Below are 14,644 nucleotides of genomic sequence, written 5' to 3'. Positions count from 1 at the left end.
TCCCCCCCAGACGGAGGGGGGCCGGAAACCCGGCCCCGCGCAGTTCAGTTTCGAATGCGTGACATTCGAGCTGCCGTGATCCTGAACCTCAGGCCGCGTCGGTCTCGTCGAGCAGCCAGTCGGGATCGGGCGAATTGACAGCGCGCGCGAACGTCCACATGTCGACGGCCTCGATCGCATCGTCGAGCGAACCGGCCACGACGTGCCCTTCCGCATCGCGGGTCACCGCAGCGATATCCGAACGGAAGCGCAGGGTGATACGGGCGAAGCCATTGTCCACACCGGCCGCCGTAACGGCGCATTCCTCGATGCGAATCAGGCGGTTATCCAGCGTTTCGCCAGCGTCGATGCGGGCATCGATCGCGGCCGAGAAGCTCTCGTACACGTCGTCGTCGCACAGGGCGCGAAGCTCTGCCTTGTCGCCCTTCCAGAACGCCTCGAGGATCATCCGGTAAGCGCTGCGCGCACCTTCGAGGAAGGCGAGCGCATCGAACCGGCGATCGACTTGCGCGATTTCGGCAAGACCGCGCTCCACCGACGGCGGTGCCAATGGCATTTCACGCAGGCGCTGCGCCTGGCGAGCCGGGTTGCGATCATCAGTCTTGGCGTCGGGCTTGGGAGCCGGAACGCGCGCTGCACCCGGCTGCCCCTGGCGGCCTTCGAAGCGTCCCTGAATGGGCTCTTCCTCATGCTCGGCACGACGCCCAAGCACGGAATAGAGCCGCAAGCCCAGGAAGGCTGCGATCATGGCCAGGATCACGATTTCCGGTGTCACGTTCCTTATTCCATCCCTTCTTCGCTGTCAGGGTAACCTGTGAAACTGCGGTTGCGCCATGTTCCGGCAAACAACCCTTCAGGCATTCAACTCGAAAGACGAGCCCCCGTTCCAGCGATTCAACATAACCTGAGATAGGTAGCCTTTACAAATGAACAACGCGTGAGTGGGCCGGTCGGGGCATTTTTTCGCCCGTCCGTTGCCCGATTGCCCGATGGCACCCCCTAACTTGATGAAAATCCCCTGCGCGAATCCACGTTGGAAGGCAAATTCACACGCTTCGGGTGTTCCACAGGGGGGCAAAATGCTTTAGGCGCGCGGCCAGAGTTTATTTCAGACCTACTTGCGGGAAGACAGCAAAATGGCCGACGACGGCAACATCATCTCCGATCTCAACCTCGGCAATGGCGAGGACACCGGTCCGTCCGCGGGCATCATCACCCAGTACGTCAAGGACCTCTCGGTCGAGAACCCGAGTTCGCCGCAGAGCTTCCAGTGGCAGGACCAGCCGCAGGTCGACATCCAGTTCAACATCGGCGCGCGGCCGATCGACGGCGAAGTCCATGAAGTCGAACTGAAGATCACCTGCACCTCGAAGGCCGAGGCCGGCACCGCCTATGTCGTCGACCTGTCCTATTGCGCGCTCGTGGGCATGCGCAATCTCGATGACGGCCAGGCGCACGCCTTCCTGTTCGCCGAAGCGCCGCGCATCCTGTTCCCCTTCGCGCGCCGAATCGTTTCCGACGCCGTTCGCGATGCCGGCTTCGCGCCGCTGATGCTCGAGCCGATCGACTTCAACGGGCTCTACGTCCAGCAGCTCCAGGCCCAGCAGCAGGCTGCCGAAACCCAGCCCGCAGGCCACGCCTGACCTCTGCCGAAACGCGGCTAACGCACCGGACGCCAAGGGACTGACACGATGAGTCTCGTCCGCAATGTCGGCACGATCGGCGGCCTAACCGCCCTTAGCCGCGTCTTCGGTTTTGCCCGCGACATGCTGCTGGCCCGCGTCCTTGGCGCCGGGCTGGCGGCAGACGCGTTCCAGCTCGCCTTCGTCCTTCCCAACACCTTCCGCCGGCTGTTCGCCGAGGGCGCCTTCTCGGTCGCCTTCGTGCCGATGTACACGCGCACGCTGTCCGGGGAAGGCGGCGAGGACGCCGCCGACCGCTTCGCCAGCGACGTGCTGGCGGTCTTCGTGTGGGTCCTGCTGGGCTTTTCGGCGCTGGCCATGCTGGCAATGCCGCTGATCGTCTGGCTGCTTGCCGGCGAGTATCAGGCGATACCCGGCAAGTTCGAGCTGGCCGTCACGCTCAGCCGCGTGACTTTCCCCTACCTCGGCCTCGTCAGCCTCGTCGCGATGCTCTCGGGCCTGCTCAATGCCCATTCGAAATTCGCGCCCGGCGCCTTCGTGCCGGTGCTGCTCAACATCGTGCTGATCACCGGCATCCTCACCGGTTACTTCCTGCGCGAGCACGGCGGCAGCGACGTAACGGTCGCCTGGTCGATCGCGGTCGCCGTGACGGCCTCGGGCGTGGCCCAGCTCGCCTACATGGCCTGGGCTACGCGCAAGGCCGGCGTGACACTGAAGCTCACGACGCCCAGGTTCACGCCCGAAGTGAAGCGCCTTGGCATGTTGATCCTGCCCGCCACCTTCGGCGCGGGCGTCTACCAGATCAGCCAGTTCGTCGACACTTTCTTCGCCACTTCGCTGGCGCAGGGCTCGCTCACCCTGCTCAAGTACGCCGACCGCCTCAACCAGATGCCGCTCGGCATCGTCGGCATTGCCCTTGGCACCGCGATCCTGCCGATGCTGGCGCGTCACATCCAGAGCGACGACAGGGCCGGCGCCCAGCGCCTTCAGGCCAATGCCGTCGAGATCGCCACCCTGCTCACGCTGCCTGCCGCCACTGCGCTGGCGATCTGCGCGCCCGCCTTCGTCACCGCCTTCTTCGTGGGCGGCAAGATGACCGGCGCGAACGGGGCGGTCATGGCCGACATCGTGGTGGCGCTGGTCATCGGCCTGCCCTCCTACGTGCTGGTCAAGGTGTTCCAGCCCGCCTTCTTCAGCCGCGAGGACACCCGCACCCCGGTCTGGATCGCGGCCGGCGCGCTGATCGTGAACATCGCCATCAACATCGTCGTCGTGCCGATCTACGGCATCGTCGGCCTGGCCGCGGCCACAGCATTCACCTCCACGCTCAACGTGCTCACGCTCTATACGATCCTGCAGGTGCGCGGCTGGTTCCACTTCTCCGGCAAGCTTGCCTCGCGCATCGCGCGCCAGATCGTCGCGAGCGCGGCGATGGGGGCCGTCCTGTGGCTGCTCATGCCGACCATGGCCTTGCGCTACGGCGGCAACGTGTTCGAGAAGGTCTGGTCGCTCGGCGTGCTGTGTGCGGCGGGCCTCGTGGTCTTCTTCGGCGTGGCCTATCTCGTCGGCGCTCTCGACAAGAACCTGCTTGGCCAGCTACGGCGTCGCCGGCCGACCGCGAAGGCGGAACCGGTCGATCTTTCGGAATAACATCAGGCTTCACCCATCATGCGTATCGTCTCCGGCATCCAGCCCACCGGCAACCTGCACCTCGGCAACTACCTGGGCGCGATCCGCAACTGGGTGAAGATGCAGGACGACATGGCCGCCCAGGGCGGGCAGAGCCTGTACTTCCTGGCCGACCTCCACGCGATCTCGATGCCCTTCGAGCCCGAGACGCTGTCCGCCAACACGCGCGAGATGGTCGCCGCGCTGGTCGCCTGCGGCATCGATCCGGACCGCTCGATCCTGTTCAACCAGGCGCAGGTTCCCCAGCATGCCGAACTGCAATGGCTGCTCAACGGCACGGCCCGCATGGGCTGGCTGAACCGCATGACGCAGTGGAAGGACAAGGCCGGCAAGAACCGCGAAGGCGCTTCGGTCGCCCTGTTCACCTACCCGGTGCTGCAGGCCGCCGACGTCCTGCTCTACCAGGCGACCCACGTGCCGGTGGGCGAGGACCAGAAGCAGCACCTCGAGCTGGCCCGCGACATCGCGCAGAAGTTCAACAACGACTTCGCATCGGAAGAGAACCCGGTCTTCACCCTTCCCGATCCGATCATCCCGCCCGAGGCGGCGCGCATCATGTCGCTGCGCGACGGCACGGCCAAGATGAGCAAGTCCGACCCTTCGGACATGGCGCGCATCAACCTGACCGACGATGCCGACACGATCATGAAGAAGGTCAAGAAGGCCAAGACAGATCCCGAACCCCTGCCCTCGGAGAAGGCCGGGCTTGAGGGCCGAGCGGAAGCCGCGAATCTCGTCGGGATATACGCGGTGATGACCGGCAGCACGGTCGACGGCGTGCTGGCCGATTTCGGCGGTGAAGGCTTCGGCAAGTTCAAGCCGGCGCTGGGCGAACTGCTGGTCGAGAAGCTGGCGCCGATCAACGCGCGCTTCGTCGAACTGCGCCGGGACCGCGACGCGCTCGACGCGATCCTGCACAAGGGCGCCGAAAAGGCCCGCGCGCTGGCCGTGCCGACGCTCGACGCGACCTACAAGGCGCTCGGCCTCGTCAGGGGCTGAGCGACCCTCAGCGGAAAGGCCGTCAGCCCAGGAGTTGCGTGCGCCGCCGGGCCCAGGGCTCGGCGAGCGGCGCGACTTCGCCCAGCGCTTCCAGGCTCGCCCGGTCGCGCTTGTGATCCCCTGCGATGAGCAGGCCGAAGACGCGCAGCACCGTCCACTCCGGATAAGGCCGTAACTCCAGCGCCATCGCGTCACCGGCGGCGACTTCGCCTTCCTCGATCACGCGATAGTACCAGCCCGGTCGCCGCGCCCTGACCGTTCCGGCATTGACCTGTGCGCCATCGAAGCGGTGATCCAGCTTCCAGCAAGGCTGCCGCCCCTGGCTCACCTCGACCAGCGCCGTGCCGAGCCGCCAGCGGTCGCCGATGCAGACCATGTCCTCGGTCAGCCCCTGCGTCGAAACGTTCTCTCCGAAGGCGCCAAAGTCATCGAGCAGCGGATGCGCACCGATCGCCTCGCGCCAGAAGGCGTAATGATCGTGCGGAAAGTGATGGATCGCCTTGTCCGGACCGCCGTGGACGGCAAGATCGGCCTGCTCGTCGCCCGCAAGACCAAGGCGGCCCACGCGCACCGGCCCTGCGACCGGTCGCTTGCCGATGGCGCTCGATTCGTCTGCGCCGCGAAAGCTGCGGACCTTGCCGCACTGGATGGAAAGAACGGAAATGGGCATCGGGGACATCGGACTCGCCATTTGCCTTTGTCTTCCTACATATAGACCGAAGCGCGTACGCCAAGACAGCCTGAAGCGCACCATCGGTCCGTCGCGGCTGCGCCTCCATTCAACAGCTATTCAGGCCGTTGAATCTAGGACAGTATCGCAAGGAATCGCGGGTCGCGTCAGGCGGGGCAAGACAGACCCCGCACGGATCGTGGAGAAAACCAGGATGTCACATCAATCCGGATCATTTTTGGGCAGGTTGCGCTTCGTCGCTGCTGCCATGCTGCTGATGGCGGTTGCCGCCTGCGCCACGCCGTTCAAGGCGGACGTCTCGCGCTTCCAGTCCCAGCTTCCGGCCCCTTCGGGGCAGACTTTCGCCATCGTCGCAGACGATCCCAAGCTGTCCGGCGGCCTCGAATTCGCCCAGTACGCCACGCTCGTGCGCGAGCGCATGGCCAACCTCGGCTACGTAGCGACCGAAGATCCGGCGAAGGCGGACATGATCGTGCGCTTCGACTACGGCGTCGACAACGGCCGCGAACGTATCCGTTCGACCGGCATCGGCCCGTCGTCCTACTGGGGCCCGTGGTATGGCTACAACCGCTTCGGCTACTGGGGCCCGTCCCGCTTCGGCTATTGGGGCGGACCGTGGCGCTACGGCCTCTACGACCCGTTCTTCGATGGCGGCGTCGACAGTTACACCGTCTACACCAGCGGCATCAGCCTGAAGATCGACCGTGCGGCCGACGGCCTGCGGCTGTTCGAAGGCAAGGCAGAGGCCCTCTCGACCTCCAATCGCCTGCAGTATCTCGTTCCCAATCTCGTCGAAGCGATGTTTACCGGGTTTCCCGGGAACTCAGGCGAGACCGTGCGCATTACAGTCGCACCGGAAAAGAAGTGATCTGACAGGCTCCCCCTTCGCATAGAGGGAGACACCGAGGGGCGGGTCCGCTGAGACATGCGGGCCCGTCCTTTTTTGCATCTGCTTGCTGGCTGCGCTGCCTATCGGGCCAGCCGTCTTCGCCCGATTTCATGCTCGGACGGACCCGACGGGCCGGTTCATGCGTTGCGATAGCTTGACGCGCCCGCCCCTAACCCGGACAAGCCCGAGCAATGAACACGTTCATGGCCATCATGTCGCAGCTCTTCTGGGGCGTGACCGTGGGCGCGCTTTCGGCGGCCTTCTCCTCGCTCGCCAAGGGGTTCGCGACTGTCGGCACGCTCGGCCTTGTCGGCTGGTACGGCGTGAAGCGCCGGCGGGCCAAACGCGAAAGCGCCAGCCGCGACGACTGAGGCAGCTCAGTTGCCGAGGGCGACGACCCCGCCGGTCGACCCGAATCCACCCTCACCACGCTCGGTCTCGTCGAGTTCCTCCACCGGCAGCCACGACGCCAGCGTGACCGGCGCAAGAACGAGCTGGGCGACGCGGTCGCCGCGCCGGATCTCGAAGGGCGCGTTGCCGTGGTTGATGAGGATCGCCTTCACTTCGCCGCGATAGTCCGAATCGACCGTTCCCGGCGCGTTGGCGACCGTAATGCCATGCTTGAGCGCCAGGCCCGAACGCGGGCGCACCTGGATCTCGAAACCCTGCGGGATCGCCACGGCAATCCCCGTCGCCACCGCATGGCGCGCGCCCGGTGCGATCGTCACGTCCTCGGCCGAGACGACGTCCATGCCGGCCGCGCCCGACGTCGCATAAGCGGGGAGCGGAAGCCCCTCGCCGTGCGGCAGGACCTTGATCGGCACGGGAACGTTAGTGGGCGAGTGCATCTGCAAACCTTTCTACGAGGATGCGCGCGACATCCTCCTTGGGCATTTCGGGGAGGCTGACGACGTCGGAGCCGGTGACGATGTGCACGGCATTCGCGTCGCCGCCCATGACATCGCCCGACACGTCGTTGGCAATGATCCAGTCCGCGCCCTTCCGCTTGCGCTTCTCCTTGGCGTACTCGAGCACGTTGTCGGTTTCTGCAGCGAAACCGATGAGGAGCGGCGGCCGGTCCGGCCGCGCGGCAACGGTGGCGAGGATATCGGGGTTCTCGGTCAGCAGCAGCGCCGGCGGGGCCGAACCGCGCTTCTTGAGCTTTGCCTTGGCGGTATTGATCGTGCGCCAGTCGGCGACCGCGGCGACCATCACCGCAATGTCGGCAGGAAGCGCATTCTTGACCGCATCGGCCATTTCCAGCGCGCTCTCCACGTCGACGCGGTCGACGCCCGGCGGAGTGGGCAGGTGCACCGGTCCTGCAACCAGCGTCACACGGGCGCCCGCAGCAGCAGCAGCAGCGGCAATCGAGAAGCCCTGCTTGCCCGAGGAGCGATTGGCGATGTAGCGCACCGGGTCGATCGGCTCCCAGGTCGGACCGGCCGTGACGAGCACATGGCGACCGATCAGCGGACCGTCCACGGGGAAGACCTGCTCCGGCGTGCCGGAAGCACTGGAATTATGAACCGCGCCCATGTCGGCGACCATCTCGACGCCACCATCGAACGGTTCGGGCCGCGAGAAGTCCGAGGCGCCGGAGACGAGGTGGTTGATTGCGGCCGGATCGGTCGGCGGCGCGGCGCGGGCGGCGCCCTTCTTGGCCACGAGCAGCGAGGATGCCGGCGACGGCGCAGCTTCGCGCGTTGCGGCCAGATCATGCTCGTGGTGCCCGAAGGAAATCGCCTGCTTGGCCTTCTTCAGCCCGCGCGAGATCATCGAGCCCGAAAGACCGCCCAGCCCCTGTCCTTCACCTTCGGGAAGGTCCGGTTCCGGCTCTTCGAATTGCGGCTGCCACTGAAGTGGATCGTGCTGGGGTTCGGGAAGCGCCCGGCCCGGCGTTTCACCGGGCAGCGGCGCGACTTCGACCGGGCCGAGCCCGAGCGCCCAGGCGATGCGCTGCCAGATCGCAATCGGGTCGGGCAGGCGGCCGGGACCGAATTCGCCGCAGGCCATCGTGCCCTCGTCGGGCTCCATGACGTCGACGCCCGCCTCGCGCAGGACCTGCACGTTGCGCACCGTGGCGGCATGCTGCCACATACGCACGTTCATCGCCGGCACGGCCATCACCGGCTTGTCGGTCGCCAGCATCATCGTAGTGGCAAGATCGTCGGCAATCCCCGAGGCCATCTTGGCCAGCAGGTCGGCCGTCGCCGGGCAGACGACCACGAGGTCCGCCTCGCGGCTGAGCTGGATATGCCCCATCTCCGCCTCGTTCTTGAGGTCCCAGAGCGTGGTGTAGACAGGTTTTTCGGACAGCGCCGCGAGCGCCATCGGTGTCACGAACCTGGAGCCGCCCTCGGTGAGAACGCAGGTAACCTCGCCACCTTCCTTGCGGATGTGGCGGACTAACTCACAGGCCTTGTAGGCGGCTATACCTCCGCCAATGACCAGAAGAATCCTGGGTCCACTCATCGTCGGCGCTTGTGCAACAGCATCGAAGTTCACGCAATTACTTTACCGCGACTAACCGCGGCCTTTCCCCTGATCCGGCTGCTTCCAACAATGCGGCAATTGCACGCGGAGCGAAAACGATGCCAGCGAACATCGCCGGCGCGATCATCGCGCCCCAGTAGAAGTTGTCCCAGCGTCCGGCGAGCATGAAGACGAAACCATACCCCGCGCTGAGCAGGAAGCCGAAGGTCCCGGCCCGCGAATTCCAGCCCAGCCAGCCAAAGGCCATGAGCACCACGGCGGGTCCCGCCAGCCAGTGCGGCAGGAACCGCAGATTGCTCGCCTGCACGACATTGGCCAGCCAGCCTGACAGCCCGCGCATCACCAGCCAAGGCGCGGAATGCGGGTCGCTGGGCAGGACATCGCGCGAGACGATGGCAAGATGCCATGCCAGCGCGGCGAGGAAGACCGCGACCAGCGCGATCCAGGCCCCGGCCTCGCGCCAGTTGCGGTAATAGAGCGCAGTTGCCGCCATCAGCAGCACGAAAGGCAAGGTATGCTCCCGGATTGCCAAAGCCAGTGCCGCGGCGAGGAAAGCCCCTGCCCAGCGCCCGCCCTGTCCAGCCGTACCGATGCGGTGCAGGCCGAAGGAGAGCGCGACGAGCATGCCCGCCCATAACTCATGGAGCGGGAAATAGTGACGGTTCAGCCCCAGCGAAGCGTCGACGAAAACCATGGTCGTCGCCATGCGCGGCAGGCGGCCGAGCGAGGTATCCTCGCGGAAGCGCGACCACCACGCGGCGATCACCCCGAGCATCAGCGCAATGGCAGCGACGATCTGCCCCGGCTCTCCCAGCCACGCGTCGAGATAGGCCAGCGTCGGCAGGCGCACGGCAAGGCCCGGATTCACCGGATAGTTGCGCGCCCGCTGCTCAGGGACGATGAAATCGTAATAGTTCTCGCCGTGGCGAATGCGCTCGATGGCCGCTTCGTAGAGGGCGATATCCTCGTCGTAGGGCTCATCGGCGGTGTCGACCGGCCCGTCCGGCGAGGCGACGATGGCCCCGGGCGTGCCTTCCGGTCGGCCGACCGGCACCATGACCGAGGCGACAAGCAGCAGGCCGAGGATCGCCAGGACCAGCCGGGCGAGCATCGGCGACCAGTCGGAAAAACGCGGCGCGACAGGAGCATGAGCCGAGGCAGGCGCAAGCCCCCCGGCCCTCGGGCCTAGCCCAGAATGCTCCAGTACGTGACGGCCCATGCAGCAATGCCCCCAGCAAGCGCTGCCACAACATAGCCACCCCAATGGTTAACATCAGGTGTGCCCGAAGCCTCCCGCGCCGATCTTCCGGGCCAGATCAGGTCCACTTCAGGCAGCGGCGCCTGTTCGGGCGCACCGCCCTTGGGCGGGAACTTCTCCTCGATCCGGCGTACCAGGTCGGGCAGGCGCGCCAATGTGCCGAGGTCTTCGCGCAGGCGGTCGGCGATCTTCGCTTCCGGCCCCAATTCGTCGCGCAGCCAGTCCTTCACGAAAGGTCCTGAGACGTCCCACATGTTGATCTGCGGATCGAGCGCGGTCGCGAGCCCTTCAACCATGACCATGGTCTTCTGCAGCAACAGCAAATGCGGCTGGACCTGCATGTCGAAGTCGCGGGTGATGGCGAAGAGCCCATCGAGCATCTGCCCGACCGAAAGCTCCGAAACCGGCTTGCCGCGCATCGGCTCGCCTACCGCGCGCAGCGCCGTCGCGAACTCCTCGACGGTGTGATAGCTCGGCACGTACTGGGCTTCGAAGTGGATCTCGGCGACACGGCGATAGTTGCCGGTGGTCAGGCCATAGAGGATCTCGGCCAGCCAGAGGCGTGCCTGTCGGTTGATCCGGCCCATGATGCCGAAGTCGATGGCGACGATGGTGCCGTCATCGCGCACGAACAGGTTGCCCTGGTGCATGTCGGCATGGAAGAATCCACTGGAGATCGCCTGGGTCAGGAACGTCAGGACCAGCTTGCGGGCAAGCCGGGGCAAGTCGTGCCCGGCGGCGCGCAGCGCTTCGAGGTCGCTCATCTTGACGCCGTCGACCCATTCGACCGTCAGCACCGAGCCGTTGGTGCGGTCCCAGTCGATGTCGGGGACGGCGTAGCCTTCGATGCCCTTCATCGCCTCGGCCAGTTCCGAAGCCGAGGCTGCCTCACGCCGCAGGTCGAGCTCGCGCAGGGTCCAGCGCTTGAGGTTGTCGATGACCGCGCGCGGACGCAGGCGCGTCGCCTCGCCGCCCAGCGCCTCGAGGTGTGCCGCGGCCCATTCGTAAGTGCCCACGTCCTGGGCGAACTTCTCGCGAATGCGCGGGCGCAGGACCTTGACCGCGACATGGCGGCCATCGGTCGTCACGGCCCGGTGCACCTGCGCAATCGACGCCGCGCCGATGGGCTCTTCGTCGAACGAGGAGAACATCGCCTCGATCGGTCTGCCGAAGCTCTCCTCCACGCGTTCGCGGATCAGCCCGAAGGCTACGGGTGGCAGGCTGTCCTGCAGGGTGAGCAGATTGCGCGCCGGCCCTTCGCCGACGAGATCCGGGCGCGTCGCCAATGCCTGGCCCAGCTTGATCGCCGCAGGGCCGATTTCCTGGAAGGCGCCGGCATAGTCCGGTTCCTTCGGCTGGCGCGTCCCGAAACGGGCGATGCGGCACAGGCGCTTTACCGGCGCCGGGGCATTGCGGTCCTTCTCGATCCCGCGCAGCGCACCGTGGCGCGCCAGCACCCGCCCCCATTTGAGCAGGCGGGCGATATGCATCACCTTGCCGGTCACGCGGTCGCACCCGAATGCCGCGCGCCTGCGGCCCTCGCCGTGGCATTACCGTTCGGGACCATGGCTGGCTTACACCTTCCAGCCCGAATGGATCGCGACGAGGCCGCCCATGATCGGCTCGACCTTGGTGTGCCGGAAGCCCGCCTCGCGGATCATCGCCTCGAATTCGGGCATCGGCGGGAAGCGCCGGATCGATTCGATGAGATAGCGATAGGAATCCGCGTCGCCGGCAATCGCCTGCCCGATCCTGGGGACGAGGTGATGCGAATAGGCGTCGTAAACTTCCTTGAAGCCCGGCCATTCGGTCGTCGAGAATTCGAGGCAGAAGAAGCGTCCGCCGAACTTGAGCACGCGGTGCGCCTCGGCCAGCGCCTTGTCGATATGCGTGACGTTCCGGATGCCGAAGGCGATCGTGTAGGCGTCGAAGAAGCGGTCCGGGAAGGACAGTTCCTCGGCGTTCTGGCGCGACCAGACAAGGCTGTCGATGCCGCGTTCCATGGCCCGCTCGATGCCGACGTCGAGCATGTCCTGATTGATGTCGGAGACCGTGATCGCCGCGCCCGAAGGCTCCATGCGAAAGGCGATGTCGCCGGTGCCGCCCGCCATGTCGAGGATCTGCTCGCCCGCCTGCGGCTTCACGCGGCGCACGAACTTGTCCTTCCACAAGCGGTGCATGCCGGCGGACATGGCATCGTTCATGACATCGTACTTGCGCGCGACGCTGGAGAAGACCGCGCCGACGCGGCCCTCCTTGTCCTCGGGGGCGACTTCTTCGTAGCCGAAGGAAACCTTTTCGTTCATGCGCCGTCCTCTAGCGTCGTGCCGCCCCGGGCGCCACCGGAGTTTTGCCCGCTGCACTGCTGCGCAACGCAAGGGCCGAGAGAATGATCCCGCCGAGAATCAGGACGATACCGGCAAAGTGGTAGCCGTGCAGCCGCTCGCCCAGCAGCAGCGCCGAAAGCAGGGCTCCGAACAGCGGCATGAGAGTGATGCCCTGACCCGCGCGCGCCGGTCCGATCTTGGCAGTCGCGGCATTGTAGATGAAGTAGGCCAGGATCGAGGGAAACACGCCGACATAGGCGAAGGCGCCCAGCACCGGCAGGCTCCAGTTCACCCGCTGCCCCTGCAGCCATTCCATCGCGGCCAGGGGCGCCAGCACTACCGAGCCCAGTGCAAAGGTCAGCAGCACGAACACGGGGGCACTGACCGGTGGCTTCTTGCGCAGGAGCACGGTGTAGAGCGACCAGACCACCACGGCGCACAGGATCACGGCATCGCCCTTGCCGCCGATCTCCAGCTTCAGAACCGCGGAAAGCTCACCGCGAAAAACGATAGCGGCCACCCCCAGCGTCGATGCAACGACACCGATCGCCTGCATCCTGTCGGGCCGCGACTTGAAGAAGATGCGGTCGAACAGCAGCACGAGCGCCGGCACCGAGGCCTGCAGCAGAAGAGCATTGGCCGCCGTCGTATAATGCAGGCCGGAATAGATCAGCGAATTGAAGCAGACGATGCCCAGCACACCGAGCGCGACGATCCAGCGCCAACCCGCCCGCACCGCCTCGCGTTCCAGTACCAGCTGACGCCAGGCGATCGGCAGCAGGATCAGCACTGCGATCGTCCAGCGCCCGAAGGCCAGCGTCAGCGGCGGGATATCGTCGCGCACGGCGCGCCCGATGATCGAATTGCCTGCCCAGCACAGCATGACGATGCCCAGCATGAGAAAAGCGCGAAGGTGCGACCGGTCGTTGCCCATGCCCGCGGCCTTAGCCGGGAGCTGCGCGATTGGCGAGCGCGACCGGGCCCAACGATCACGGACGATGACAGGAGGGCATCGCGCGCCTATCTGCATGGCGATGCCAGAACTACCCGAAGTAGAGACGACCGTGCGCGGGCTTGCCCGCTTTCTCGAAGGCGAGAGGATTGCGCGCATTGCGGTCAACCGCCCCGACTTGCGCCGCCCCTTCCCGCCCGATCTCGTGCAGGTCATGACCGGTGCCACGGTCACCGCGATGGGACGCCGGGCGAAATACGGGCTGATCCATAGCGACCGCGGCCAGACCATGGTCTTCCATCTCGGCATGTCCGGTCGCTGGCGGATCGAGCCGGAACGGCCCGAGAAACACGACCACCTCGTGATCGAGACGGGCTCCGGCCATGTCCTCGCGCTCAACGACGCCCGGCGCTTCGGCTCGGTCGACCTCGTTGCAACCGAAGGACTCGAGGCTTGGGGCCCGTTTGCCGACATGGGGCCGGAACCGCTGGGCGACGCGCTCACGCCCGCGCACCTGCGCGCCGCCTTCAAGGACCGCACCGCGCCGATCAAGCAACTCCTGCTCGACCAGACGATCGTGGCTGGCCTCGGCAATATCTATGTATGCGAGGCGCTGTTCCGGTCCGGCATCCGCCCGGACAAGGCGGCGGGCCGGGTATCCCTGCCCGCCCTCGCCCGTCTCGTGCCGGCGATCCGCGAGGTGCTGACCGAATCGATCGCGGCCGGCGGGTCGACCATTCGCGACTATGCGCAGCCGACCGGCGAACTGGGTTATTTCGCCGCCTCCTGGCAGGTCTACGGCCGCGAAGGGCAGGCCTGCACCTGCGGCGCGCCGGTCCTGCGCTTCGTCCAGGGCGGGCGCAGCACCTTCTGGTGCAGGCGCTGCCAGAAATAGTGCGAGGCCGCTTGCCATTGCGAGTCTGCGCCAAGGTCGCCTGCAACAGGCCCGGCCACGCGCACCGGGAGCGGCGATATTGGGCCAAAGCTGCAGAATCAGGCGGTTTGCAGCCATGCCTGCGGCTTGACGCAAGCACCGCCTGCCGCTAAGGGGCGCGCTTTCCGGCGAGTCCGCTCGCCAGCAGCAGATTCGACAGGCAATTGGGCCGCCCGGCGGCCAGACAGAGGAAAGTTCATGGCCAACACGCCGCAAGCCCGCAAGCGCATCCGTCGCAATGAGCGCCGCGCCGAGATCAACATCAACCGCGTCAGCCGCATCCGCACCTTCGTGAAGAAGGTCGAGAGCGCCATCGCCGGTGGCGACAAGACTGCCGCTGCGGAAGCCCTGAAGGCTGCCCAGCCCGAGCTGGCCCGTGGTGTTGCCCGTGGCGTGCTCCACAAGAATACCGCTGCGCGCAAGATGTCGCGCCTCAGCAAGCGCGTCGCCGCTCTCTGAGTCGCCGCGAATCACCTGAGACTGGAGTCGCGACTCCAAACGCAGGGTGAAGCAGGCACGAAACAAGAACGGAGCCGGAGAGATAATCTCCGGCTCCGTTCTTGTTTCCGGTGCTGCAGTGCGGAAGAATCCGCAAGTGCGCGGAATAGCTGCGATTCGTCATAGGCATTTTCGTAAGTTACTGAAATTTCAGTAAGAAAATACTTCATGACGCTTTTTCGGCAGTCTTCCGTGAGTCAAGCCGAGATAATTTTATTTATTTGAACCGACCGTCTTGCCTGTCGGCCCAAGGCCTCCTTATGAAGGTCCT

Annotated in this window: 15 protein-coding genes; 7 read left to right on the top strand and 8 right to left on the bottom strand. The window is 65.9% G+C overall.

The genetic code is table 11. From position 1 onward, the window contains the following. Positions 1–88: 88 nt before the first annotated feature. Positions 89–775 carry a Tim44/TimA family putative adaptor protein gene (locus SPHV1_RS08260; protein ID WP_054945549.1) on the bottom strand — a complete coding sequence of 229 codons (687 nt, stop codon included), beginning with the start codon at positions 773–775 and terminating at the stop codon, positions 89–91. Positions 776–1,136: 361 nt separating this feature from the next. On the opposite strand from SPHV1_RS08260, the gene secB reads away from it, so the two are divergent. From secB to trpS, 3 genes are read left to right on the top strand one after another with little or no spacing between them, the layout of a single operon-like run. Next, the gene (gene secB / locus SPHV1_RS08255; protein WP_054945548.1) at positions 1,137–1,643 is read left to right on the top strand and encodes a protein-export chaperone SecB; all 507 of its coding nucleotides are present in this window, start codon (positions 1,137–1,139) and stop codon (positions 1,641–1,643) included. A gap of 48 nt (positions 1,644–1,691) precedes the next feature. Beyond that, positions 1,692–3,293 (top strand): murein biosynthesis integral membrane protein MurJ, encoded by a 1,602-nt coding sequence (gene murJ / locus SPHV1_RS08250; protein WP_054945547.1) that lies wholly within the window; start codon positions 1,692–1,694, stop codon positions 3,291–3,293. A gap of 18 nt (positions 3,294–3,311) precedes the next feature. After that, positions 3,312–4,331, top strand: a complete 1,020-nt coding sequence (trpS, locus tag SPHV1_RS08245) for a tryptophan--tRNA ligase (RefSeq protein WP_054945546.1) — start codon at positions 3,312–3,314, stop codon at positions 4,329–4,331. Between the two features lie 22 nt (positions 4,332–4,353). Here the strand turns inward: trpS and SPHV1_RS08240 are convergent, their stop codons facing one another. Further along, entirely contained in the window at positions 4,354–5,010 is a 657-nt protein-coding gene (locus SPHV1_RS08240) for an MOSC domain-containing protein (protein ID WP_054945545.1), read from the bottom strand. 205 nt (positions 5,011–5,215) lie between these two features. Between SPHV1_RS08240 and SPHV1_RS08235 the strand changes: the two genes are divergently transcribed. Both SPHV1_RS08235 and SPHV1_RS08230 read left to right on the top strand, forming a co-directional pair. After that, positions 5,216–5,890 (top strand): DUF4136 domain-containing protein, encoded by a 675-nt coding sequence (locus tag SPHV1_RS08235; protein ID WP_054945544.1) that lies wholly within the window; start codon positions 5,216–5,218, stop codon positions 5,888–5,890. A 212-nt stretch (positions 5,891–6,102) separates the two neighbouring features. After that, complete coding sequence (locus SPHV1_RS08230; RefSeq protein WP_054945543.1) at positions 6,103–6,282, top strand: hypothetical protein; 180 nt, start codon at positions 6,103–6,105, stop codon at positions 6,280–6,282. A gap of 6 nt (positions 6,283–6,288) precedes the next feature. On the opposite strand, the gene dut is transcribed toward SPHV1_RS08230, so the two are convergent. The 6 genes from dut to SPHV1_RS08200 all read right to left on the bottom strand — a co-directional run bounded on the left by dut (position 6,289) and on the right by SPHV1_RS08200 (position 12,923). Then, positions 6,289–6,759, bottom strand: coding sequence for a dUTP diphosphatase (gene dut / locus SPHV1_RS08225; protein ID WP_054945542.1), 471 nt, complete (start codon positions 6,757–6,759; stop codon positions 6,289–6,291). After that, positions 6,743–8,383, bottom strand: coding sequence for a phosphopantothenate--cysteine ligase family flavoprotein (locus SPHV1_RS08220; RefSeq protein WP_054945565.1), 1,641 nt, complete (start codon positions 8,381–8,383; stop codon positions 6,743–6,745). The genes dut and SPHV1_RS08220 overlap by 17 nt, the downstream gene beginning before the upstream one ends. Positions 8,384–8,420: 37 nt before the next feature. Next, entirely contained in the window at positions 8,421–9,623 is a 1,203-nt protein-coding gene (locus SPHV1_RS08215) for a hypothetical protein (RefSeq protein WP_231634582.1), read from the bottom strand. Then, a complete protein-coding gene (ubiB, locus tag SPHV1_RS08210) occupies positions 9,590–11,167 on the bottom strand; it encodes a 2-polyprenylphenol 6-hydroxylase (RefSeq protein WP_197277682.1) in 1,578 nt (525 codons plus the stop codon). The genes SPHV1_RS08215 and ubiB overlap by 34 nt, the downstream gene beginning before the upstream one ends. Before the next feature lie 69 nt (positions 11,168–11,236). Beyond that, positions 11,237–11,968, bottom strand: coding sequence for a class I SAM-dependent methyltransferase (locus tag SPHV1_RS08205; protein WP_054945540.1), 732 nt, complete (start codon positions 11,966–11,968; stop codon positions 11,237–11,239). A 10-nt stretch (positions 11,969–11,978) separates the two neighbouring features. Then, positions 11,979–12,923 (bottom strand): DMT family transporter, encoded by a 945-nt coding sequence (locus SPHV1_RS08200; protein ID WP_054945539.1) that lies wholly within the window; start codon positions 12,921–12,923, stop codon positions 11,979–11,981. 100 nt (positions 12,924–13,023) lie between these two features. Between SPHV1_RS08200 and mutM the strand changes: the two genes are divergently transcribed. Beyond that, positions 13,024–13,836, top strand: coding sequence for a bifunctional DNA-formamidopyrimidine glycosylase/DNA-(apurinic or apyrimidinic site) lyase (gene mutM, locus SPHV1_RS08195; protein WP_054945563.1), 813 nt, complete (start codon positions 13,024–13,026; stop codon positions 13,834–13,836). A 237-nt stretch (positions 13,837–14,073) separates the two neighbouring features. After that, positions 14,074–14,334 carry a 30S ribosomal protein S20 gene (gene rpsT, locus SPHV1_RS08190; protein ID WP_007012246.1) on the top strand — a complete coding sequence of 87 codons (261 nt, stop codon included), beginning with the start codon at positions 14,074–14,076 and terminating at the stop codon, positions 14,332–14,334. The last annotated feature ends 310 nt before the right edge of the window (positions 14,335–14,644 follow it).

It is taken from the genome of Novosphingobium sp. KN65.2, from assembly GCF_001368935.1.
Classification (GTDB): Bacteria; Pseudomonadota; Alphaproteobacteria; order Sphingomonadales; family Sphingomonadaceae; genus Novosphingobium; species Novosphingobium mathurense.
Note: the sequence above shows the minus strand (reverse complement) of the source record. Positions and strands in the feature narration are given on the sequence as shown.